Raw genomic sequence first — 22,750 nt, forward strand, 5'->3', positions numbered from 1 at the left:
GGCCGCCCGCCTCCGACGTGGGAGACGGGCGGCCGTCGTGGGGTCCGCGGCGGGGTCAGACCGAGTAGTAGAGCTCGAACTCGTAGGGGTTCGGGCGCAGGGCCAGCGGGGCGATCTCCACCTCGCGCTTGTACGCGATCCAGGTCTCGATCAGCTCCTCGGTGAACACGTCGCCGGCCAGGAGAAACTCGTGGTCCTCCTCGAGGGCGTTCAGGGCCTCGTCCAGGGTGGCGGGTGCCTTCTGGATGTCGGCGGCCTCCTCGGCCGGCAGCTCGTAGAGGTCCTTGTCGATCGGCTCGGCCGGCTCGATGCGGTTGCGGATGCCGTCCAGGCCGGCCATCAGCTGCGCGGCGAACGCGAGGTACGGGTTGCCCGAGGCGTCCGGGGCGCGGAACTCGATGCGCTTGGCCTTCGGGTTGGAGCCGGTGATCGGGATGCGGATGCCCGCCGAGCGGTTGCCCTGCGAGTAGACCATGTTCACGGGGGCCTCGAAGCCCGGCACCAGGCGGCGGTAGGAGTTCACCGTGGGGTTGGTGAAGGCCAGGACCGCGGAGGCGTGCTTCAGCAGGCCGCCGATGTACCAGCGGGCGGTGTCCGAGAGGTTCGCGTAGCCCTTCTCGTCGAAGAACAGCGGCTCGCCGCCGTTCCACAGGGACTGGTGGCAGTGCATGCCGGAGCCGTTGTCGCCGAAGACGGGCTTCGGCATGAAGGTGGCCGTCTTGCCGAACTGCTCGGCGACGTTCTTGACGACGTACTTGAACTTCTGCAGGTCGTCCGCCGAGTGGGTCAGCGTGTTGAAGCGGTAGTTGATCTCCGCCTGGCCCGCGGCGGCCACCTCGTGGTGGGAGCGCTCGACCTCGAGGCCGACCTCGGCCAGGACCGCGCAGATCTCGTCGCGCAGGTCGGCCTGCTTGTCCGTGGGGGTGACGGGGAAGTAGCCGCCCTTGAGGCCGGTCTTGTGGCTCAGGTTGCCGCCCTCGTCCTCGCGGGAGGCGTTCCACCAGGCCTCGTCCGAGTCCACGGCGTAGAACGAGCCGCGGGGGGAGGACTCGTAGCGGACGTCCTCGAAGATGAAGAACTCGGCCTCGGGGGCGAAGAACGCCGTGTCCGCGATGCCGGAGGAGCTCAGGTAGGCCTCCGCGCGCTGGGCCACGCCGCGCGGGTCGCGCAGGTAGGGCTCGCCGGTGCGGGGGTTCACGATGGAGAAGTTCATCGTGAGGGTCTTGCGGACCCGGAAGGGGTCCACGAAGGCCGTCGCGACGTCCGGGATGAGCTGCATGTCGGACTCGGCGATGCCGGCGAAGCCCCGGATGGAGGAGCCGTCGAACAGCTGACCCGTGGTGAAGAAGTCCTCGTCGACCGTGGACGCGGGCACGTTGAAGTGGTGCTGCATGCCGGGGAGGTCGGTGAAGCGGATGTCGACGAACTCGACCCCCTCTTCCTTGATGTACGCGAGGACGTCCGCGGGGGAGGTGAACATGGTGCGCTCCTGTGGTCGTGACGATGGTGGCATGTCCGGCACGGCGGCGCTGGCGTGGCGGGTGTCACCACCCTACTTGCCCGGCGGCCCCCGTGGGCGTCGGTGACGCCCCACGGCGAGCCTCGAGGTTCCGCGCCGGTAGGCTGGGCCGGTGGCACGCAGAGCACCCGACCCCGCACACGAGCCCGAACCGACCCGCCGTGACGAGCCGCTGATCACCCGGCGCGACCTCGCCGGCTGGGTGGACGGTCCGGGCGGCGGCCTGGCCGGCGGGCGCTGGCCGGGGGACCTCCTGGGCCTGCCGGAGCACGGCCCCACCTCGATGGCCACCGCGGCCCGCCGCGCCGTCGCCCTCGTGATCGACTGGTTCCTGGCCCTGGGCGTGTCCTGGCTGCTCTTCGACTCCGACGCGATCGCCACCCTCCTCGTGTTCGCGGCGATGCATGTCCTCGGGCTCACCCTGCTGGCCACCACGGTGGGCAAGGCCGTGTGCCGCATCCAGGTCGTCCGTGTCGGCGGCCGCCCGGCGGGCCTGCCCCGGATCCTGCTGCGCACGGCGCTGCTGTGCCTCGTGCTGCCGGCCGTCGTCGTCGGGCCGGACGGGCGCGGCATGCACGACAAGCTCGCAGACACCGTCGAGATCCGCATGTGACCGTCCCGCCCGCACACGACAGGGGCGCCCCGCCGTGCGTCGGCGGGGCGCCCCTGTCGTCTGCGGCCGGTTCAGCGGCCGCGCATCGCGCGGCGGCTCGGGCGCACCTTGTTCGGGTCGACGCCCTTGGGGATGGGCAGCCGGTTGGTGTTGAGCGCGGTCAGACGCTTGTCCACGGCCTGGACCTCTTGCGCCGTGAGGGCCTTCTTCATCCCCTTGAGCGTGCCGGGCAGCTCGTGCAGCGGGACCTGGCCCTGACCGTTGCCGGACTCCACCACGGTGACGGGCACGCCGGGCAGGAAGCGGCGCATGGCCTTCTCCTCCTTGCCCACCAGCGCGGCGACGCGGGGGGAGGGGCCCTCCGTCACCAGCACCACGCCCGGCCGGCCCACGGCGCGGTAGACGAGGTCCTGGGTCTTCGGATTCACGGCGGCCGGCTGCTCGGGCACGATCCAGCCGCGGCCCAGCGTGGAGAGCGCGGCGCCGGCGGCGCCGGGGCGGCCCTCGAGCTGGGCGAACCCGGCGCGGCGCGCCTTCCGGTTCAGGATGACGACGGCGGCGAGCACACCGAACGGGATCGCGATGAGCAGCCACGTGATCCAGTTGTCCAGCAGGAGGCCGATGACGAGGCCTACGACGAGGGCGCCCAGGAAGGCCAGCAGCATCCACAGGCCGACCTTGGGGTCGTGCGCCTTGGTCATGGCGTAGGCCTGCTTGAGCTGGGAGATCACGCCCGGGCCCTTCGCGGCGCGCTTGTCCCGGCGCTGGGCCTTCGTCTGCTCCTTCTCGTGGCGGCGACGCTCGCGCTGCATGGCCTTGACCTCCTTGAGCGTGGCGGAGGTGGAGCCGGAGGAGGACGCGGGGGGCTGGCTGTTCTTCGTCATGAGGGGGTCCAGTCTAGTCGGGCGGCTCAGGACATCTGGGCGACGACGGCGGAGGCCTCCTGGCGGGCGGTCTTCTCCCCGGCCAGGTGCGCCAGGTTCTCCGGCAGGGTCCGGCCGAGGCGCTGCATGGCCTGCGCGTAGAGCTTGCCCGCGCGGTACGACGAGCGCACCAGCGGGCCCGCCATGACGCCCTGGAAGCCGATCTCCTCGGCGCGCTGGGACCACTGGACGAACTCCTGCGGCTTCACCCAGCGGTCGATGGGGTGGTGCAGCTTCGAGGGCCGCACGTACTGCGTGATGGTGATGATGTCGCAGCCGGCCTCGTGCAGGTCCACCAGGGCCTGGTCGATCTCGTGGTCCTCCTCGCCCATGCCCAGGATGAGGTTGGACTTGGTGACGAGCCCGTCGGCCTTGGCCATCGTGAGCACCTTGAGGGACTTCTCGTACGTGAAGGCCGGGCGGATGCGCTTGAAGATGCGCGGCACCGTCTCCAGGTTGTGCGCGAACACCTCGGGCCGCGCGTCGAACACCTGCTGGACGAGCTCCGGCACCGCGCCGAAGTCCGGCGGCAGGATCTCGACGCCGGTCCCCGGGTTGAGCGCGTGGATGCGGCGGATGGTCTCCGCGTAGAGCCACGCCGCGCCGTCCTTCTGGTCGTCACGGGCCACGCCCGTGACGGTGGCGTACCGCAGGTCCATCTCACGGATGTTCTCGGCGACCTTCTGCGGCTCCTCCATGTCCAGGGGACGCGGCTTGCCGGAGGTGATGTCGCAGAAGTCACACCGGCGGGTGCAGATGTCGCCGCCGATGAGGAACGTGGCCTCGCGGTCCTCCCAGCACTCGAAGATGTTGGGGCAGCCGGCCTCCTCGCACACGGTGTGCAGGCCGGCGGACTTGACCTTGTTCTTCAGGCCGATGTACTCGGGGCCCATGTGGACCTTGGCCTTGATCCACTCGGGCTTGCGCTCGACGGGCACCTCGGCGTTGCGCGCCTCCACGCGCAGCAGGCGGCGGCCTTCGGGGGCGAGGCTCATGCGGGGATTCCTTCCGTGGGGGTGACGGCGATGTACGCCGGCCCGAGCTCGTCCAGATGACGGGTGAGCACCGGGACGACGTCGGCCGGCGTGATGGTCCGGCCCGTCTCGACCGACAGGGTGGTGGTGGCGGCGTCCGTGATGCCGCACGCGATGATCCCCTCGTAGGGGGCCAGGGAGTTGGAGCAGTTCAGCGCGAAGCCGTGCATCGAGACGCCGTCGTGGATGGACAGGCCGATGGCGCCGACCTTGCGGTCCGGGCGGGCCGCGCCGTCGTCGTCCCGGTCCGCGAGGACCCAGATGCCCGCCCGCCCGTCCACGCGGACGGCCGTGACGCCGAACTCGGCGGCGGTGCGGATCAGCAGCTCCTCGAGGAACCAGACGTAGTCCTTGACGTGGGCACGGTCGCGCAGCCGGACCACGGGGTAGCCGACCAGCTGGCCCGGCCCGTGCCATGTGATCTTGCCGCCGCGGTCCACGTCCACGACGGGGGCGCCGTCCGTGGGGCGCTCGGCGTCCTCGGTGCGGCGACCGGCCGTGTAGACGGCTTCGTGCTCCAGGAGGAGGAATTCGCCGTCGGAGCGGCCGGCGACGACGTCCGCGTGCAGGGCGCGCTGGGCGTCCCAGGCGGCGTGGTAGTCCACCAGGTCGGGCGCCAGGCCGAGCACGCGCAGGGGCGGCAGGGGTGTCTCGGGCATGACGTCCACTGTAGTCCTCGGGCCCGGACCTGTGGACAACCGCCGTGACGCTCGGGGACATGCGGCACCCTGGGCTGGAACGGACGGCGCGGCGGAGAGGGGAGACCGATGCGGGACTGGGACGAGGCGGACGGCGGCGCGGCCGGACGCGTCGGCGGCGGGCCGGAGACCGAACCGGAGAGGTCGTCGGAGCCGGGCACGGCTGCGCCGCGCGCCCCGGGCTGGGAACCCGTCCGGCTGCTCGGCGCGGGCGCCCAGGCGGAGGTCTGGCTCGTCGAGGACGGTCGGGGCGTCCGGGCCGCCCTGAAGGTGCCCCGTGCCGGCGCGGCGCCGGATGCGCTGGCGGCGGAGGCGCAGGCCGGACGGGTCGCGCATCCCCATCTGCTGCGCGTGCTCGGCGTGGTGGAGACGGACCGGGGCCTCGGGGTCCTCACCGAGCACCGCGCGGCCGGCACGCTGCAGGACATGGTGCAGCGGGTCGGACCCCTGAGCCCGGGGCAGGCCGTCACCGTGCTCGTCCCGATCGCCCAGGCTCTCGCGTGCCTGCACCGCGAGGGGGTGGTGCACGGCGACGTGTCCCCGGCGAACGTCCTGTTCGGCGTCGACGGCAGCCCGGCCCTCGCCGACCTCGGCGTCGCCCGGGTGGTCGGCGGGGCGTCGGGGGCCGGGGCGACGCCGGGCTTCGCGGCCCCCGAGGCGCTCGCCGCGGTGGAGGGGGCCGGGGCGGAACCGGGGGCGTCTCCGGCGGTGGGGGCGCCGAGTGACGTCCATGCGTGGGCCGCCCTGGGCTGGTACGCGCTCACCGGTCGGGCGCCGGGCGCCGCCGGGCATCGGGCGCCGCTGCCCGTCCTGGTCCCCGAAGCGTCCCCCGAGCTCGCGCTGCTGCTCGATGCGGCGCTCTCCCCGGACCCGGCGGCGCGGCCGAGCGCGGAAGAGGCCGCCGCAGCCGTATACGCGACGGCCCGGCCCGAGCCGGTCCCGCTGGGAGAGGCCGCCCCCGCCGAGGTGGCGCACCTGCTGCCCACGGTGCTGCCGGGCTCCGGGCCCACGCGGCGACGCCGGGGACGACGCGCGGCTCCGGGACGGCGCGCGCTCGCGCGCCGACGGGGGGCGGCGCCACGCCGGGGCGTCCTCGTGGCCGCCGGGCTGGCCACCGCGCTGGCCCTGGGCGGCGGCACCGTGGGGCTGTGGTGGCCGGCGTCCCTGGGCGACGCGACGGAGGGGGCGCCGGAGCCGGCGGGCGCGGTGCCGGCCGGCACCTCGGTGAACGCGGCGCGCCCGGAGGACGGGACGCCGGAGAGCGGGACGCCGGCGAGGGTGCCGGACGCGGGTGCCCCCGGGGAGGACGCCGCCGGGGAGGACGCCGTCGACGTGGGCGAGGCGCTGGCCGCGGTCGGCCACGCCCGGACGGCCGCGCTCATCGACCCGGAGCCTGCGCGACTGGACGCCTACGCCGTGCCCGGGGGACCGGCGTGGGAGAACGACCGGGATCTGCTGCGCCGGCTGACGGACGAGGGGTTCGCCTTCTCCGGCCTCGAGGTGACGGTGGAGCAGGCCGGACCCGCCCGGCGGGCCGGGGACGACGCGCTGCGTGTCGACGCCGTGCTCCGGACGTCGGCCCACACCGTGCTGGACCGCGCGGGACGCGTGGCGGCGCATCGGGAGGCGACGGCCGAGGAGGTCGTGCTGGTCCTGCGCAGCGGCCACGGAGAGGGCCCCGAGGGGCGGGACGGCGGCGCGGCGGGTCGGACGTGGCGGGTCGAGACCGTCGATCCGCGCTGACCCCGGGCCCGGATCCAGCGCCGGAGGCCGGCGGTCCAGACGGGGGGACGCCGCGGGCCCCGGGGAGAAGCTCCCCGGGGCCCGCGGCGTGGTGCGGCGTCAGCCGCCTGGGCTGCTCACTGCCAGAGGACGGCGACCAGGATGTTCACCAGGCCCAGACCGCCCACCGCGTGGGCCAGGCCCGTGGGCACGACCTCCCCGCGGTTGGACTTGCGGCGGCCGATCAGGGCGGCCACGAAGACGATGACGCCGATCAGGAACTTGACGCCCAGCTTCATGTGGTTCGGCTCCCCGCTCATGGCGAGGCCGAAAAGCACCACGCCGGAGACGATCATGCCCACGGAGCCCCACCACTGCGAGGTGGTGACGGTCGGGTTGCGGAAGTGCGCGAACCAACCGCCCACGATCGCTGCGGCGGACACGATGTGCACGGCCACCAGGATGCTGTGCAGGATATCCACAGTCCTTCTCCCTTTCCGTCAGAGACCCAGCTCGTTGGCGAACTCGCCGCCCTCGAGACGCTGACGCAGCGTCGTCAGGAAGCGGCCCGCGTCGGCCCCGTCCACCAGGCGGTGGTCGTAGGTCAGGGACAGGTACATCATGTGGCGGATGGCGATCGAGTCGTTGCCGTCCGCGTCGGTCACCACCATGGGGCGCTTCACGATCGCACCGGTGCCCAGGATCGCGACCTGCGGCTGGTTGATGATCGGCGTGTCGAACAGCGCGCCCACGGAGCCGATGTTCGTGATCGAGAACGTGCCGCCCGAGAGCTCGTCCGGCGAGATCTTGTTCGTGCGGGTGCGCTCGGCCACGTCGGCGATCTTCTGGGCGAGGCCCGTCAGGTTCAGGGAGCCGGCGTCCTTGATGACGGGCACCAGCAGCCCCTTCTCCGTGTCCACGGCGATCGCGATGTCCTCAGACGCGTGGTACGTGATCTCCTTGTTGTCCTCGGAGAACGACGCGTTCAGCTTGGGGTGCTGCTTGAGGGCCTCGGCGACCGCCTTGGTGATGAACGGCAGGTACGTCAGGTTCACGCCGGCCTGCTGCTGGAAGGAGGCCTTGGCCTTCTTGCGCAGCTGCACGATGCGGGTGACGTCCACCTCGTGCACCTGGGTCAGCTGGGTGGACAGGTCGAGGGACTCGCGCATGCGCTGGGCGATGACCTGGCGGATGCGCGGCGCCTTCTCCACCTCGCCGCGGACCGAGGGGTCCACGGAGGAGCTCGCGGCCGGGGCGGACGCAGCGGCCGGGGCCGACGACGGGGCGGCAGCCTCGGAGGCCTGCTCGGCCGGAGCCTCGGACCCGCCCGCGGCGGCCTGCGAGGCCAGCGCGGCGGCGAGCACGTCCTGCTTGCGGATGCGGCCGCCGACGCCCGTGCCGCGGACCGTGGACAGGTCCACGTTGTTCTGGTGGGCCAGGCGGCGCACCAGCGGGGTCACGTAGCCCTGGCCGGGCTCGGTGGCGGAGGGCGCCTCGGCGGACTCGGCCTGCGCGGAGTCGCGCTCAGCGGACTCGCGCCGGGAGGCCTCCTCGGACGGGGACGCCTCGGGCGTCTTCTCCGACTTCTCGGCGCCGGCGGCTTCGGCGGCCTCCTCGGTCTCCTCGGGGGCCTCGGCCTCGGTCGCCTTGTCCTCGATCTCCTCGGCGGACGCCTCGTCCTGACCGGAGGAGCCCTCCGACGGGGCGGAGCCGCCGCCGGCGGAGCCGGAGCCGACGAGCGCGAGGACGGCGCCCACCTCGACGGTGTCGTCCTCCTCCGCACGGATCTCCAGGAGGGTGCCCGCCACGGGGGAGGGGATCTCGGTGTCGACCTTGTCGGTGGAGACCTCGAGCAGCGGCTCGTCGACCTCGACCTCGTCGCCGACGGACTTCAGCCAGCGGGTCACGGTGCCCTCGGTCACGGACTCGCCCAGCGCGGGCAGGGTGACCTCGGAGGCCTCGCCGCCGGCCGACGGGGTCTCGTCCGAGCCCTGGTCGGTGGAGGCGCGCTCCTCCGGAGCCGGCTCGCCGGCGGGCTCCTGCTGGGCGTCGTCCTGCTGCGCCTCCTCGACGGCGGGCTCCTCGGCCGCGGCGTCGTCCTCCGACGCGTCGGCGGATCCGCCGCCGGAGCCGTCGCCGATCGTGGCCAGCGGGGCGCCGACCTCGACCGTGTCGTCCTCCTCGACCAGGATCTCCTCGAGCACGCCGGCCACGGGGGACGGGATCTCGGTGTCGACCTTGTCGGTGGAGACCTCCACCAGGGGCTCGTCGACGGCGACCTCGTCGCCGACGGCCTTGAGCCAGCGGGTCACGGTGCCCTCGGTGACGGATTCGCCCAGGGCGGGCAGGTTCACGGTTTCAGACATGGTTCCGATGCTCCTCATGAGGGGTGGGCGCCGGGGGCGCCCACCCGGGGTTGCGAGGTGGGCCCGACGCACGGACCCGGGATGGTCAGTGCGGTGGGTCAGCTGTGCAGCGGGTGGCCGAACAGGGCCATGGCGGCCTCGCCCAGGGCCTCGTTCTGCGTGGGGTGCGCGTGCACGAACTGGGCGACGTCCTCGGGGTAGGCCTCCCAGTTCACGATGAGCTGCGCCTCGCCGATCTGCTCGCCGATGCGCTTGCCGATGCCGTGCACGCCCACGATCGGGCCGTTCTTCTGGCGGATCATCTTGATGATGCCGCCGGTGCCGAGGATCGAGGACTTGCCGTTGCCGGCCAGGTTGTACTCGGCGACCTCGACGTTGTCCTTGCCGAACTTCTCCTCCGCCTTGGGCTGGGTGTAGCCCACGGACATGATCTCCGGCTCGGTGAAGGTGACCTTCGGGATGTTGATGTCCTCGACGACCATCGGCTTGTTGCCGGCGATCTCCTCGGCCACGAAGATGCCCTGCTGGAAGCCGCGGTGCGCCAGCTGCAGACCGGGGACGATGTCGCCCACGGCGTAGATGTTGCCGACGCCGGTGTGCAGGCGCTCGTCGGTGAGGACGAACCCGCGGTCCATCTTGACGCCCTGCTCCTCGTAGCCGAGGCCCTCGGTGTTCGGGCCGCGGCCGACGGCGACGAGGCACACCTCGGCCTCGAACTCCTTGCCGTCCGCGAGGGTCACCTTGACGCCCGAGTCGGTCTCCTCGACCTTGTCGAAGAACGTGCCCAGGTTGGTCTTGATGCCCTTCTTCTTGAACTCGCGCTCGAGGACCTTGATGATCGCCGGGTCCTCGTTGGGGACCAGGGTCTTCAGGCCCTCGATGATGGTGACGTCGACGCCGAAGGAGTTCCACAGGGACGCGAACTCGGAGCCGATGACACCGCCGCCGAGCACGATGGCCGACTTCGGGGTGTAGTCCAGCTCGAGGGCCTCCGTGGAGGTCATGATCTTCTTGGAGATGGGCAGGCCCATGGTCTTGGCCACGGAGCCGGAGGCCAGCACGATGTTCTCCGCCGTGTAACGGGTGCCGTCGACCTCGACCTCGTTCTTCGAGACGAGCTTGCCCTCGCCCTCGATGACCTGGACCTTGCGCATCTTCAGCAGGCCGGCCAGGCCCTTGTGCTTGCCGGCGACGATGCCGTCCTTGTAGTCGCGCACCTTCGCCATGTCCACGGACTCGAGGGTCGCGTTGACGCCGAACTTGGCGGCGTTGCGGGTCTCGTCGGCCACCTCGGCGGCGTGCAGGTAGGCCTTCGTGGGGATGCAGCCCCAGTGCAGGCAGGTGCCGCCGACCTTGGACTTCTCCACGAGGGCGACGGACTTGCCGTACTGCACAGAACGCAGGGCTGCGGCGTACCCGGCGGAGCCACCGCCGAGGACGAGGACGTCGAATTCCTGAGCGGTTGCCTTGTCGGCCACGGTGTTGCTCCTTGGTGCTGGGGTCGGTGGATCGTGGTGGTGGTGCGTCACCGCCACCCCCGGCCGTCGGCGGCGGGCCGCGCGGCCGGGGATGCGGTGGACATCGGGACCAACCTTACCGGGCACGCCCCTCGATGAGACCCACCAGGGTCCGCACCATCACGCCGGTGGCGTCCTGCGGGGTGTAGCCGTACGCGGCCGACTCGTTGAAGGAGGGACCGGCGATGTCGAGGTGGGCCCAGGGGGTCCGCGCGGCGGCGTCGCCCTCCGGCCGTCCGGCGTCGACGAATTCGCGCAGGAAGGTGGCGGCGGTCATCATGCCGCCGAAGCGGTCGCCCATGTTGGAGATGTCCGCGACGCGCGAATTGAGCGAGGCGCGCAGCTGCTCCGGCAGGGGCATGCCCCACGCGAGCTCCCCGGCGGCGTCGGCCGCGGCGACGACCTCGTCGCGCAGCGCGTCGTCACCCATGACGCCCGTGTGGCGCACGCCGAGGGCGACCAGCTGGGCGCCGGTGAGGGTGGCCACGTCGAGCACCGCGTCGGGGCGCTCGTCGGTGGCCGCCACGAGGGCGTCGGCCATGACGACGCGGCCCTCGGCGTCCGTGTTCATGACCTCCACGGTCTTGCCGCCGTACATCGTGATGACGTCGGACGGGCGGATGGCGGTGCCCGAGGGCATGTTCTCGGCCAGCGCCAGCCAGCCGGTCACCTTCACGGGGACGTCCAGGGCCGCGGCGGCGCGCACGACGGCGAAGACGGTGGCGGCGCCGGCCATGTCCGACTTCATCGTCATCATCGAGGCGGCGGGCTTCAGCGAGATGCCGCCCGTGTCGAAGGTGATGCCCTTGCCCACCAGCGCGATGTGCGCGGCGGCGTCGGCCGGCGCGTGCTCGATGCGCACGAGCCGCGGTGGGCGGGAGGAGCCCTGGCCGATCGCGAGGATGCCGCCGAAGCCCTCGGCGCGCAGGCGGTCCTCGTCCCACACGTCCACGCTCACGGGCGAGTCCGCGAGGTCCTCGGCGACGGCGTCCGCGAACGTGGCCGGGTAGAGGTGCGAGGGGGCGGTGTTCACCAGGTCGCGCACGGCGCAGACCGCGTCGCCCACGACGGCGGCTCGGCGCAGCACGGGGTCGGCGTCCGCGGCGGCGAGCGGGGTGACGACCTCGAGCTCGCGGACGGGCCGGGACGTGTCCGCCTCGGCGCGGGCGCGCTCGGACTTCTGGGCGGTGAAGGCGTACGCACCCAGGGCGGCGCCCTCGGCGACGGCGGCCAGCCGGGCCGCGGTGTCGGCCGGCAGGGCCAGAGCCACGGCGTCGGTGCCGGCCAGGGAGCGCACGGCAGCCCCGGCGGCGCGGCGCAGGGACTCGTCCGCGGCCTCGCCGTCGTCGTCCAGAGCGCCGACGCCGGCCAGGACCAGCAGCGGCACCGGCACGCCGCCCAGGCCCGGGAGGCGGTGGACCTCGTCCTCGGCGCCCCGCACGCCCAGCAGCTCGAACGAGGCCTCGAGGGCGGTGGCCGCCTCGGCCGGCAGCGCGTCCGTCAGGAGCACGGGGCCGTCCGGGCCGGTGCCCACCCCCACCACGAGGGCGGAGGCGGTCAGGTCCTCCAGGGCGCGGGCGGTCAGGGTCGGGCGGTCCAGGGTGATCACGGACGGGCCTCTCTTCCGGGGGTGGGGGGATGCGCCCGGCGGGGTGGGCCGGGCCGTCCCGCGTCATCCTAGCCAGAGGGCTCGCGCGCCCGTCCAGGGCGCGCGGGCGCGGAATAGGAGGGTGCCGTGCCGTGGTTGACTGACGCCAGAGGACAGGGAGGGATCCGCGTCCGTCGCCATCCGGGCGGCGGGGACGGCTCTCCCGCAGACGGACCACCGGAAGGGGAACGAGACGTGCAGGACGCCGCGCCGCTGTACACCCGTCATGAGGGGGCACCCGTGCCCCCCGGCCTGGGCATGCTCGTGGCCCTGACCGGGCACATGGACGCGGGCCGGGTCGCTCGGCAGGTGCGGGCCGCCCTGCACGAGCACCTGACCCATCGGACCGTCGTCTCCTTCGACGTCGACTCGATGTTCGACTACCGCGCCCGGCGTCCCCGGCTCCGGTTCGACCGGGACCGCTACCGCGATCTGCGTCTGCCCGCGCTCGAGGTGCAGCTGGTCGAGGACCTGCTCGGTCACCCCTTCCTGCTGCTGTCCGGTCCCGAGCCGGACTTCCGGTGGCATGCGGTGACGGAGGCTGTGCTGGGCCTCGCGCAGGAGTGGAAGGTGGACTCGCTCACGTTCCTCGACGCGGCCCCGCTGCCCGTGCCGCACACGCGACGGCTCGGGGTCACGACCCACGGGTCCCGCGCCGACGCCGTGGAGGGGCTGTCCACGTGGAGCCCGGAGGCGGACATCGTCGCGGGGCTGCTGCAGATGCTCGAGCTGCGCGCCGAGGAGGCGGACCTGCCGACGGCGGGCTACACCGTCCATGTGCCGCACTACGTGGCCGAGGCGTCCTTCCCCCAGGCGGCCGTGGCCGCGCTCGAGTACGCGGGGGCCGCCATGGGGCTCATGCTGCCCTCGGACGACCTGCGAGACGCCTCGCGGGACATCGAGGCCGAGCTGGAGCGTCAGGTCTCCGGGTCCGGAGAGATCCAGCAGATGATCGCCGGCCTGGAGCGCAACTACGACCAGAACGCCGAGGACCAGGAGCGGTCGCTGCTGGAGACCGAGCAGGGCCTGCCCGACGGCGACGAACTCGCCTCCGCCGTCGAGGCGTACCTCGCCGCGCGGGACGCCGGCGGCGGGTCCGCTCCTGCACAGGAGGACGGACCCGGTCGTCCGTCCACCGACGACGGGGACTGATCCCACCGCGGGTGCCCGGTCGGCGAGGGTGGCGGCATGGAAGCCCCCACCTCGCTCGACGCCCCCGTCCTGCCGGCCCGCGGCCCGGAGGACCTGCTCGCCTACGTCGGCCACGCCCTCGGGCGGTTGCCCGAGGACAGCCTCGTCCTCCTCACCCTGCGTGACGGGCGCCTGCGCGCCGTGGTGCGGGTCGATCTGCCTCCCGAGGAGGTCGACGTCGGCGCCTGGGCCTGTGCCGTGGCCGAGGTGTGCCGGCGGGACGCGGCAGCGGACGCGACGCTCTGCCTCGCGTTGCCGGACGGCGCCCGGGCCACGCTGACCCGTCCCGGTTGGGCCGCGGCGCTCGATGACGCCCTGGCGTCCGCGGGTCGCCCCCTGGCCGCGGCCTGGACGTGCGCGCACGGACGGGCGCGCCCCTGGTGGGGGAGCAGCGTCGCCGAGGAGGGCCCGCTCGACCCCCGAGCCGCGCCGCTGTCCCTGCACCTGATGACCCGCGGTTCGGTCTGGGCCCGCGCGGCGGTGCCCGACCCGGTCCCGCGCCGTGGTCCCGCCGCGGCCCGGCCCGACGACGCGCGGTGGCGGCCGCCCGAGCAGGACGTGCCCCGGGCACGCCGCGCGTGGCTGGCGCAGTGGGAGTCGGTGCTGACCGGCACGGCGCGTGGCCGCGGTGCGCCCGCACCCGCCGTGCTGGGCTCGCCTTTGACGCGTCCGGCCTGGCGCGACGGCCTGCTGCTCCATGCCGCCGCGCCGTCCGGCGTGGCCACGGGGGATCCGGGGGACGAGGAACGGATCCTCACCGCGGCTTCGAGCCGGGCGCCGGCCTGGGACCGGCTGGACGCGCTGCGGGCGGGGCTGCGCGCGCTCGTGCCCGTCGCGACGCCGGCCGTGGCGGCTCAGGCCCTGGCGCTGGCCGGGTGGGTCGGCTGGGCCCGCGGCCACGGCTCCGACGCGGACGCCCACCTGACGGCGGCGGCGGCGCTGAGTCCCGACGACCCGTTCGTCTCCGTCCTGCGACGCATCGTGGCCGCAGGGTGCGTCGCCGGCTGGGCGACCGACCCGGCCACCGCGTGGCGGTCCGACGGTGGCGGCCCATGAGAGAATGATGCGGCTTCACGACGGTACGGCCGACCGCAGCCCGTTTCCGGGGTTCGGAATAGATCGGTCTCAGCCGTCGTTGACACTCACGGACCCTGCAGTCGGCGGGCCCGGACGACGTCGGTCGTCCGGGCCGCGACTTGACAGGGTCACGTGTATATGGACTGCAAGGATCCGCGGGTGGCCGCGGACGAGACGGAAAGGCCTCGAGTGACCACTTCGACGACCAGCGGTGTGCAGGACGGCAAGGAGACCACTGCCTCCGAGGCCACGACCACGCGCACCCGCTCCACGGCAGCCAAGAAGTCGGCAGCCACGAAGAGCACCACGACCCGGACGACCGCGACGAAGTCGGCGGCGACCAAGACCGCTGCCACGCCGACGGCCAAGAAGAAGGCGACCCGGAAGCCCGCCGCGGCCAAGACCACCGCCACGGCCAAGACCACCGCCGCGAAGAAGACCGCCACGACCCGGGGCAAGAAGGCCACCGCCTCCGCCGCCTCCGCCGAGCAGGCCGAGGACGACGAGGAGCTCGTCGAGGCGCGCGAGCGCACCGAGGCCGCGGACGCCGTCGAGGAGGACGTGGTGGCGGACGAGACCGCCACCGAGGACTCGGACGATGAGGACGCGGACGGCTCGGACGCTCCGGAGCGCCCGGCGATGGACGCGGAGGCCGTGACCGGCACGACGGCCGCCACAGGCCAGAAGGTGGCCCAGTCCAAGGGCGCGTTCGTCATGGACGACTCCGAGGACGACGCCCCGGTGCAGCAGGTGGTCGTGGCGGGCGCCACGGCGGACCCGGTGAAGGACTACCTGAAGCAGATCGGCAAGGTCGCCCTGCTCAACGCCGAGCAGGAGGTGGACCTGGCCATGCGCATCGAGGCCGGCCTCTACGCCGAGCACGTCGTGCAGCACGAGGCCTCCGACGACTACCGCGAGCGCCGGGACATCCAGCTGATCATCGCGGACGGGCGCAAGGCCAAGAACCACCTGCTCGAGGCCAACCTGCGTCTGGTGGTCTCCCTGGCCAAGCGCTACACCGGTCGCGGCATGCTGTTCCTGGACCTCATCCAGGAGGGCAACCTCGGCCTGATCCGCGCCGTCGAGAAGTTCGACTACACCAAGGGCTTCAAGTTCTCCACGTATGCCACGTGGTGGATCCGTCAGGCCATCACCCGTGCCATGGCGGACCAGGCCCGCACCATCCGCATCCCGGTGCACATGGTGGAGGTCATCAACAAGCTGGCCCGCGTGCAGCGGCAGATGCTCCAGGACCTCGGCCGTGAGCCCACCCCGGAGGAGCTGGCCAAGGAGCTGGACATGACCCCGGAGAAGGTCGTGGAGGTGCAGAAGTACGGCCGCGAGCCCATCTCGCTGCACACCCCGCTCGGCGAGGACGGCGACTCGGAGTTCGGCGACCTGATCGAGGACTCCGAGGCCGTGGTGCCCGCAGACGCCGTCTCCTTCACGCTGCTCCAGGAGCAGCTGCACTCGGTGCTGGACACCCTCTCCGAGCGCGAGGCCGGCGTCGTCGCCATGCGCTTCGGCCTGACCGACGGCCAGCCCAAGACGCTGGATGAGATCGGCAAGGTCTACGGCGTGACGCGAGAGCGGATCCGCCAGATCGAGTCGAAGACCATGTCCAAGCTGCGTCACCCCTCCCGCTCGCAGGTGCTCCGGGACTACCTGGACTGAGTCGGAGCGGCATGACGAAGGGCCGGACCCCCGCGGGGGTCCGGCCCTTCGTCATGCCGGGCGCGTCAGGCGCCGGCGGTGAGGCGGTCCGTCTCGTCCTGCCACAGCGCGGCCTGGGGACGCAGCGCGTCCTCGACGGCGCGGGCGTGGTGGGCGCAGAACTGGAGGGCACCGCCCGAGTGCAGCACGGCGCGGACGTAGGCCTGCGCGCCGCAGCGGTCGCAGCGGTCGGAACGGGTGAGGGCGGCCGGCTCGGCCACGGCGGTGATGGACATGGTGTCCTCCTCGGGTCTCTCGGGGCTGGAGGGCGACGACGCCGGTGGGGCGGGCCGGTCCTCCTCTTGTCCCATGGAACAGCAAGGATGGCAGGGAACTTCCCCGCGCGCCCGCCCCGCACCCGCGTTTCGCCACCCGCGTACGCGAGCGCCCGGGCCGGGCGGCCCGGGACGACCGGCTCGGATCCTGGCGTGTCCGGCCCGCGGAGTAGGCTGGACCGGCCGCCGTCGTCCACCGAAAGGCCCGCCCCCGTGCCCGCGAACACCGAGTACAACGCCCGCCACCTCTCCGTGCTGGAGGGGCTCGAGGCTGTCCGCAAGCGGCCGGGCATGTACATCGGCTCCACCGATTCCCGCGGCCTCATGCACTGCCTCTGGGAGATCATCGACAACTCGGTGGACGAGGCCCTGGCCGGCTTCGGGCAGTCCATCGAGATCACCCTGCATCCGGACGGCTCCGTCGAGGTCGAGGACAACGGGCGCGGCATCCCCGTGGACGTGGAGCCGCGCACCGGCCTGTCCGGCGTCGAGGTGGTGTTCACCAAGCTCCACGCCGGCGGCAAGTTCGGCGGCGGTTCCTACGCCGCCTCGGGTGGCCTGCACGGCGTGGGCGCGTCGGTGGTCAATGCCCTGTCCTCGCGCCTGGACGTGCAGGTGCTGCGCGGCGGCAAGGTCCACCAGATGTCGTTCCGGCGCGGCGAGCCGGGCCGCTTCCAGGACGGGTCGCGCCCGTCGCCGGACGCCCCGTTCGAGCCGTCCACGGACGCCTCGCCGCTGGACGTCGTCGGGAAGGCCAAGCGCGGGCAGACCGGCACGCGCGTGCGCTACTGGGCGGACGAGCAGATCTTCGTGAAGGACGCGACGTTCTCCGCCGAGGAGCTCCAGGCGCGGGCGCGCCAGACCGCCTACCTGATCCCGGGCCTGCGGATCACGGTCAAGGACCTGCGCCGCCGACCCGGCACGCCCGGCGCCGACGGCCCGGTCGAGGAGGTCTTCCAGTACGACGGCGGCATCTCCGAGTTCGTGGAGCACCTCACGCCCGCCACCCCGGCGACGGACGTGTGGCGGATCCAGGGCTCCGGCACCTTCAAGGAGCGGGTCCCGGTGCTCGGCGAGGACGGGCGCACCTCCATGCAGGATGTGCAGCGCACGTGCGAGGTGGACGTCGCCCTGCGCTGGGACGTCGGCTACGACACCGTGTTCCGGTCCTTCGTGAACATCATCGCCACACCCAAGGGCGGCACCCACCAGTCCGGGTTCGAGGCGGCACTGCTGAAGGTGTTCCGCGCCCAGGTCGAGGCCAACGCGCGCCGGCTCAAGGCCGGGTCGGACAAGGTGGAGAAGGACGACGTGCTGGCCGGCATGACCGCCGTCCTGACGGTGCGCCTCGCCGAACCGCAGTTCGAGGGGCAGACCAAGGAGATCCTCGGCACCTCCGCGGTGCGGCGGATCGTCTCCCAGGTGGTGGAGAAGCAGCTGACCGCCCGCCTCACCTCCACGGCCCGCGCGCAGAAGCAGCAGGTGCACACGCTGCTGGAGAAGGTCGTCGCCGAGATGAAGTCGCGCATCTCCGCGCGCACCCACAAGGAGAACCAGCGACGCAAGAACGCCCTGGAGACCTCGACGATGCCGGCCAAGCTGGCGGACTGCCGCAGCAACGACGTCGCCTCCTCCGAGCTGTTCATCGTCGAGGGCGACTCGGCTCTCGGCACCGCCAAGCTGGCCCGGTCCTCCGACTTCCAGGCCCTGCTGCCGATCCGGGGCAAGATCCTGAACGTGCAGAAGGCCTCCGTCTCGGACATCCTGGCCAATGCCGAGTGCGCGGCGCTGATCCAGGTCGTCGGAGGTGGTGCGGGGCGCAGCTTCGACCTGGATGCGGCCCGCTACGGCAAGGTCGTGCTGATGACGGACGCGGACGTGGACGGTGCCCACATCCGCACCCTCCTGCTGACGCTCTTCTTCCGCTACATGCGACCCATGGTCGAGGCCGGGCGCGTGTACGCAGCAGTCCCGCCGCTGCACCGGATCGAGGCGGTGACCCGCGGCGTGAAGGAACGCGAGGTCATCTACACGTACTCCGAGCAGGAGCTGCACGCGACGCTCGCCCGCCTGGAGCGGGAGGGCCGCTCGTACCGCGAGCCGATCCAGCGCTACAAGGGCCTGGGCGAGATGGACGCCGACCAGCTGGCCGAGACCACCATGGACCCGCGCCACCGCATGCTCCGCCGCGTGAACATCGCCGAGGTGGAGGCCGCCGAGCGGGTCTTCGACCTGCTCATGGGTTCCGCGGTGGCCCCGCGCAAGGACTTCATCGTCTCCCACGCCGACGAGCTGGATCGCGAGCGTATCGACGCCTGACCCCCGCTTTCGTTCGGGAAACGGCGGCGCGGCCGCCGCCGTCTCCCGAACGAAAGCGGCGTGACCCGCGCCGTTTCCCGAACGAAAGCTCTGGGTGGGCGCCCGTTCCGGCCGCGGCGGACGTCAGCGGTCGCGGTAGTACGCCGCGACGCGGTGCAGGCCCTCGTCGATGCTCACGGTCGGCGTCCACGAGAGGACCTCGCGGGTGCGACGCTGGTCGAACCAGTGGGAGGTCGAGAGCTGTTCGGCGAGGAACTCGGTCAGCGGCGGCTCGCCGTCGTCGGAGCCCACGCCCCGGGACCGCAGCCCGAACAGGTCCCGCTCCCACGCCCGCTCGATCAGGGCGCCGGCGCGCCGGGCCAGGCCCGCCGGGACGCGGCGCTCGGGCTCCGCGGCGCCGCCCGCCAGCGCGATCTGGCGGATCAGCTCGCCGACCGGTCGCGGCTCGCCGTTGGTCACCACGAGGGCCTCGCCGTGGTGCACGTCCGCCGCGGACACGGCCGCCACCACGGCCTCGACGGCGTTGGCCGTGTACAGCGTGTCGACCAGGGGAGCGCCCGTGCCGAGCACGGGCATCCGCCCGGCCCGCGCGCGCTGCACGATCCGGTCGGTGAGCTGCAGGTCCCCGGGCCCCCACATCAGGTGGGGGCGCAGCACGAGGACGCGGAAGTCGTCGCGGTCGGCGGCCAGGGCCAGCCGCTCGCCGGCCGCCTTCGTGCGGGCGTAGGGTCCGCGCGCGTGCTCGGGGCTGGCGGCTCCGGCGCCCTCACCGACGATGGAGTCGCCGGCGTGCGCCACGGAGGGGGAGGAGACGTGGACGAAGCGTCGCACGCCGTGGCGCTGCGCGGCATGCAGGAGGATGCGCGTGCCCTCGACGTTCACGGCCTCATACTCGTGCTCGGGGCCGGACACGGACACCTTCGCGGCCACGTGCACCACGGTGTCCGCGCCGGTCAGGGCCTCCTCGACGGCGGCCGGGTCGGTCACGGACCCGCGCACGTCCCGCGCACCGGGCACGCCCGACGGACGCCGCTGCAGGGTGGTCACGTCGTTGCCGGCATCGGCGAGCACCCGGGCGACGCCCGCACCCAGCAGCCCCGAGGCGCCGGTCACCAGGACGCGGCGGGACTCGAGGCGCTCGACGAGGTCGGGCATGCCGGCGGCATCGAGGCCGACGTCGTAGCCGAAGCCGCTCACAGCGCACCCGCCTTCCCGCCGGCGAGCACGGACTCCGCCCAGTCGGCCACCCGGGCGCGGTCGATCTTCGAGTTGTGCCGGATGTCCGTGGGGATCTCATCGGCCACGAGCACCGCGGCCACCGGCAGCGGCTCGAGGGCCGCGCGCACGGCGGAGGCCAGCGCGGTCGGGGCGAGGCCCTGCTTGGGCCGGCCGTCCCGGTGGTGACCCGGGCGCCGCGCCGGGCGCGTGGCCGGCACTGCCGCCTCCACGACGACGACCACGGCCTGCGTGCCCCGGGGCCCGACGCCGACGACGGCGCTGCGCCGCACCGGCCCGAGGGCGTCGACGGTCTTCTCGGGCCCGCCCGGACCGACCGGGCCCTCGGGCGTGGTGATCACGTGCTGGAGCCGACCCTCGAGCCAGACGCGGCCCTCGGCGTCGAAGTGGCCGACGTCGGCGGTGCGGTGCCACACCCGGCCGTCCCGCCGCCACAGCCCGTCGCGCTTGCTCTGCTGGTCGGTGTGCCAGAGCGCGTCGTAGCGGTCCTTCAGGTGGGGGGCGCTGACCACGATCTCACCGAGCACGCCGTGGCCCCGCGCGGGGTCGAGGATGACGTCGTCGGCGCTGCCGTCCTCGAGCAGCGGCGCGATGGCCAGGGACACCGTGGGCAGCGCGGAGCCCACGCAGACGCCCTCGTCGTCGGCGGTGCGCAGGCGCTGCACCTCGGCGCCGTCGATGTCCGTGAGCAGCAGCCCCTCGGTCATGCCCCACGGCGTGTGGACCCGGGCGTTCGGCATCAGGTCCGAGACCTGACGCATCAGCTGCGGGTGCACGGGGGCGCCGGCCGAGAGCACGAGACGCACGGCGTCGAGCGCCTCGCGCCGGGGCGCGTCGAGGCCGTCGGCGGTCGCGACCACGTTCGCCAGGGCGGCGGGAGAGGCGAACAGCACGCTCGACTGCCCGGCGATCGCGGCGTCGGCCAGCTTCTGCGCGGTGAGGGTGGCCGGCTGGGTGACGTCCATGTCCGGGGAGACGGACGCGGCGCCGAGGGCGGGCCCGAGCAGCGCGAACGGGGCGAAGCCGGCCAGCAGGGAGCCGCCCGGACGGATGCCCAGGGTGCGGGAGATCAGCGCCACGAGGCGGCCCAGCCGCTCGTGCGTGTACACGACGCCCTTGGCCGGGCCCGTGGAGCCGGACGTGAACAGCACCGCGGCGTCCGCGTCCAGGGCGGGCTCGGGCAGCACGGTGCCGTGCTCGTCGACGGCGTCGCCCGCAGCCGGGTCGCGGTGGCGGTCGACCATCGCGTAGAGCGAGTCGGAGACGTCGAGCAGGCGGCGCTGGGCGGCGCCGGGCTCGGTCACGGAGATCCGGGTGCCCGGCCAGGACTGGGCGCGGGCGAGTGTCAGCCCGGGGTTGCGGCCGATGATCCAGCGGGGGCGGGCCGACTTCATCGCCCGGGTCATGCCCTTGACGCCGAGGCCCTGGTCCGCCACCACGGCGACGGCGCCCACGCGCAGCACGGCGTACAGGGCCGCCGACAGGTCGCGGCCCGGCGGCACGAGCATGGCGACCCGGTCGCCCGGCCGCATGCCGGCGGCCCACAGCCCGGTGGCGATGGCCGAGACCATCTCCTGCAGCTCGCCCCAGGTGACGGCCACGGGTCGGCGGGCGGTGCCCACGAGCGAGCGGCCGGCCTGGGCGCCGGCCATGTCCACCAGCGCGGTGTACTCGCGGTGGTCCGAGCCGGGGGCGCCCCAGTCTCGCAGGTGGTCCCAGAGTCGGACCGCGCCGGGCTCGCGGGCTCCGGGCTCCTGGCCGAGGTCCACCTCCAGGCCCGGGTCGGCGGCCGCGTCGGCGGTGGCGTGCGGGACGGGGCCCGGCAGCCCCGAGGCGGGGTCGGAGAGTTGGCCGCCGCGCAGCAGCTGGGCCCACTGCAGCAGGGGCGCGGTGATGTCGCGGTCGTCCACGAGCAGGTGCCCCGCCCGCTCGTAGCGGTGCACGCGCGCGTGGGGCAGGCGGTCGCGGAGGTCGTCGAGGTAGCGGTCCAGGAAGACCGGGTCGTCGGCGCCCCACAGGATGAGGGCGGGCACGTCGGTGCGGCCCAGGGCGGCGAGGTCCTCGCCCACCCGCTGCAGTTCGGGATGGCTGCCGTGGCCGGGGTCGGCCGGGATGTCCGCGACGAAGCCGCCGACGCCGCCGCGTCGGGCCGCCGTGTCGTAGGGCAGGTGGTAGGCGGCTCGGGTCTCGCGGTCGAGGGCCGGGGTGGCGAGGGAGGTCGTCACGGAGAGGAAGGCGTCCGTGGTGACGGTGGAGGCCGGCAGGACGGGCCCGGCGAGGGCGGCCTGCAGCGGGGCGGGGATCGGCGCCCCCTCGGGCTGGTGGACCGCGGTGTTCAGGGTCGCGACGCCGGCCACCAGCTCCGGATGACGCGCCGCCCAGCCGAGGGACACGACGCCGCCCCAGTCGTGGCCGAGCGTGATCAGCGGGTGGCCGGTGGCTGCCAGTTCGCGCAGCCCGAGGGCCGCCAGCAGGGCGTCCAGGTCGGCGATGCGGCCGCCCAGCGTGCGGTAGGTGTCGCCGGCGCGGCCCATCGACGCGGCGGACGGGGAGCCCGCGTGCGCGAGGCGCTCGGAGAAGCCCATGTCCAGCTGGTCCGGCGCCACGACGCGCCACGCGGCCATGCCCCGGCGTGCCCGGCGCACCGTCTCGGCGAGCAGGGACCGCCACAGCCAGGACCACGTCGGGTTGCCGTGCACCGCCACGATCGTGCCGACGATCTCCGCCCCGGCCGCCGCGAGCACGGGACCGGTGTCCGCCACGTGCAGCGTCCGCACAGTCCCCTCCGGGTCCGCGGCGGAGCGGATCTCCACGAGGCGGGACCACGCCGGGTCCCAGCCGGGCAGTCGGTCGGCCGGGGGCAGGGCGGCGGGGGCGGCGGGGATCTGGGGCATGGCTC

Annotated in this window: 17 protein-coding genes; 6 read left to right on the forward strand and 11 right to left on the reverse strand. The window is 73.6% G+C overall.

The window, feature by feature from the left end:
• Nucleotides 1-55 precede the first annotated feature (55 nt).
• The gene (glnA, locus tag AC0VX4_RS04440; protein ID WP_002854839.1) at nt 56-1,480 is read right to left on the reverse strand and encodes a type I glutamate--ammonia ligase; all 1,425 of its coding nucleotides are present in this window, start codon (nt 1,478-1,480) and stop codon (nt 56-58) included.
• 151 nt (nt 1,481-1,631) lie between these two features.
• Here glnA and AC0VX4_RS04445 point away from each other — a divergent pair, with 151 nt between their 5' ends.
• Nucleotides 1,632-2,132 (forward strand): RDD family protein, encoded by a 501-nt coding sequence (locus tag AC0VX4_RS04445; protein WP_049161036.1) that lies wholly within the window; start codon nt 1,632-1,634, stop codon nt 2,130-2,132.
• 71 nt (nt 2,133-2,203) lie between these two features.
• Here AC0VX4_RS04445 and AC0VX4_RS04450 read toward each other — a convergent pair whose 3' ends face one another.
• Genes AC0VX4_RS04450 through lipB form a run of 3 tightly spaced genes read right to left on the reverse strand, consistent with a single transcriptional unit; the run spans nt 2,204 to nt 4,748 of the window.
• A complete protein-coding gene (locus AC0VX4_RS04450) occupies nt 2,204-3,016 on the reverse strand; it encodes a DUF4191 domain-containing protein (protein ID WP_049161034.1) in 813 nt (270 codons plus the stop codon).
• 26 nt (nt 3,017-3,042) lie between these two features.
• A complete protein-coding gene (lipA, locus tag AC0VX4_RS04455) occupies nt 3,043-4,050 on the reverse strand; it encodes a lipoyl synthase (protein ID WP_002857341.1) in 1,008 nt (335 codons plus the stop codon).
• Entirely contained in the window at nt 4,047-4,748 is a 702-nt protein-coding gene (gene lipB / locus AC0VX4_RS04460; RefSeq protein ID WP_036335047.1) for a lipoyl(octanoyl) transferase LipB, read from the reverse strand. The genes lipA and lipB overlap by 4 nt, the downstream gene beginning before the upstream one ends.
• Before the next feature lie 108 nt (nt 4,749-4,856).
• On the opposite strand from lipB, the gene AC0VX4_RS04465 reads away from it, so the two are divergent.
• Nucleotides 4,857-6,530, forward strand: coding sequence for a serine/threonine-protein kinase (locus AC0VX4_RS04465; protein ID WP_098471775.1), 1,674 nt, complete (start codon nt 4,857-4,859; stop codon nt 6,528-6,530).
• Nucleotides 6,531-6,646: 116 nt separating this feature from the next.
• On the opposite strand, the gene AC0VX4_RS04470 is transcribed toward AC0VX4_RS04465, so the two are convergent.
• From AC0VX4_RS04470 to AC0VX4_RS04485, 4 genes are all read right to left on the reverse strand, one after another.
• Complete coding sequence (locus tag AC0VX4_RS04470; RefSeq protein ID WP_010078527.1) at nt 6,647-6,991, reverse strand: hypothetical protein; 345 nt, start codon at nt 6,989-6,991, stop codon at nt 6,647-6,649.
• An 18-nt stretch (nt 6,992-7,009) separates the two neighbouring features.
• Nucleotides 7,010-8,875 (reverse strand): 2-oxoglutarate dehydrogenase, E2 component, dihydrolipoamide succinyltransferase, encoded by a 1,866-nt coding sequence (gene sucB, locus AC0VX4_RS04475; protein WP_144823936.1) that lies wholly within the window; start codon nt 8,873-8,875, stop codon nt 7,010-7,012.
• Between the two features lie 98 nt (nt 8,876-8,973).
• Nucleotides 8,974-10,353 carry a dihydrolipoyl dehydrogenase gene (gene lpdA / locus AC0VX4_RS04480; protein ID WP_036336938.1) on the reverse strand — a complete coding sequence of 460 codons (1,380 nt, stop codon included), beginning with the start codon at nt 10,351-10,353 and terminating at the stop codon, nt 8,974-8,976.
• Nucleotides 10,354-10,468: 115 nt separating this feature from the next.
• Nucleotides 10,469-12,001 (reverse strand): leucyl aminopeptidase, encoded by a 1,533-nt coding sequence (locus AC0VX4_RS04485; protein WP_144823937.1) that lies wholly within the window; start codon nt 11,999-12,001, stop codon nt 10,469-10,471.
• A 234-nt stretch (nt 12,002-12,235) separates the two neighbouring features.
• Here AC0VX4_RS04485 and AC0VX4_RS04490 point away from each other — a divergent pair, with 234 nt between their 5' ends.
• The 3 genes from AC0VX4_RS04490 (at nt 12,236) to AC0VX4_RS04500 (ending at nt 15,982) form a co-directional block, all read left to right on the forward strand.
• Nucleotides 12,236-13,192, forward strand: coding sequence for a PAC2 family protein (locus AC0VX4_RS04490; protein WP_144823938.1), 957 nt, complete (start codon nt 12,236-12,238; stop codon nt 13,190-13,192).
• A gap of 36 nt (nt 13,193-13,228) precedes the next feature.
• Entirely contained in the window at nt 13,229-14,287 is a 1,059-nt protein-coding gene (locus tag AC0VX4_RS04495; RefSeq protein WP_206480853.1) for a DUF4192 family protein, read from the forward strand.
• Between the two features lie 234 nt (nt 14,288-14,521).
• Nucleotides 14,522-15,982, forward strand: a complete 1,461-nt coding sequence (locus AC0VX4_RS04500; RefSeq protein WP_144824167.1) for an RNA polymerase sigma factor — start codon at nt 14,522-14,524, stop codon at nt 15,980-15,982.
• A 65-nt stretch (nt 15,983-16,047) separates the two neighbouring features.
• Here AC0VX4_RS04500 and AC0VX4_RS04505 read toward each other — a convergent pair whose 3' ends face one another.
• A complete protein-coding gene (locus AC0VX4_RS04505) occupies nt 16,048-16,257 on the reverse strand; it encodes a DUF7455 domain-containing protein (protein WP_002858172.1) in 210 nt (69 codons plus the stop codon).
• Between the two features lie 252 nt (nt 16,258-16,509).
• Between AC0VX4_RS04505 and AC0VX4_RS04510 the strand changes: the two genes are divergently transcribed.
• Nucleotides 16,510-18,615, forward strand: a complete 2,106-nt coding sequence (locus AC0VX4_RS04510) for a DNA gyrase/topoisomerase IV subunit B (protein ID WP_065573151.1) — start codon at nt 16,510-16,512, stop codon at nt 18,613-18,615.
• A 123-nt stretch (nt 18,616-18,738) separates the two neighbouring features.
• Here the strand turns inward: AC0VX4_RS04510 and AC0VX4_RS04515 are convergent, their stop codons facing one another.
• Both AC0VX4_RS04515 and AC0VX4_RS04520 read right to left on the reverse strand, forming a co-directional pair.
• Nucleotides 18,739-19,812, reverse strand: coding sequence for an NAD-dependent epimerase/dehydratase family protein (locus AC0VX4_RS04515; protein WP_144823940.1), 1,074 nt, complete (start codon nt 19,810-19,812; stop codon nt 18,739-18,741).
• Nucleotides 19,809-22,745 carry an alpha/beta fold hydrolase gene (locus AC0VX4_RS04520; RefSeq protein WP_400268623.1) on the reverse strand — a complete coding sequence of 979 codons (2,937 nt, stop codon included), beginning with the start codon at nt 22,743-22,745 and terminating at the stop codon, nt 19,809-19,811. The genes AC0VX4_RS04515 and AC0VX4_RS04520 overlap by 4 nt, the downstream gene beginning before the upstream one ends.
• Between the last annotated feature and the right edge of the window lie 5 nt (nt 22,746-22,750).

The organism is Micrococcus sp. 63XJN7_8_ISO-PGPR-S23-253, from assembly GCF_056173425.1.

Excerpts from the sequence above, each read along its gene's own strand:
- glnA (WP_002854839.1), bottom strand. The coding sequence starts at position 1,480 with ATGTTCACCTCCCCCGCGGACGTCCTCGCGTACATCAAGGAAGAGGGG.
- AC0VX4_RS04450 (WP_049161034.1), bottom strand. The coding sequence starts at position 3,016 with ATGACGAAGAACAGCCAGCCCCCCGCGTCCTCCTCCGGCTCCACCTCC.
- lipA (WP_002857341.1), bottom strand. The coding sequence starts at position 4,050 with ATGAGCCTCGCCCCCGAAGGCCGCCGCCTGCTGCGCGTGGAGGCGCGC.
- lipB (WP_036335047.1), bottom strand. The coding sequence starts at position 4,748 with ATGCCCGAGACACCCCTGCCGCCCCTGCGCGTGCTCGGCCTGGCGCCC.
- AC0VX4_RS04465 (WP_098471775.1), top strand. The coding sequence starts at position 4,857 with ATGCGGGACTGGGACGAGGCGGACGGCGGCGCGGCCGGACGCGTCGGC.
- sucB (WP_144823936.1), bottom strand. The coding sequence starts at position 8,875 with ATGTCTGAAACCGTGAACCTGCCCGCCCTGGGCGAATCCGTCACCGAG.
- AC0VX4_RS04495 (WP_206480853.1), top strand. The coding sequence starts at position 13,229 with ATGGAAGCCCCCACCTCGCTCGACGCCCCCGTCCTGCCGGCCCGCGGC.
- AC0VX4_RS04505 (WP_002858172.1), bottom strand. The coding sequence starts at position 16,257 with ATGTCCATCACCGCCGTGGCCGAGCCGGCCGCCCTCACCCGTTCCGAC.
- AC0VX4_RS04520 (WP_400268623.1), bottom strand. The coding sequence starts at position 22,745 with ATGCCCCAGATCCCCGCCGCCCCCGCCGCCCTGCCCCCGGCCGACCGA.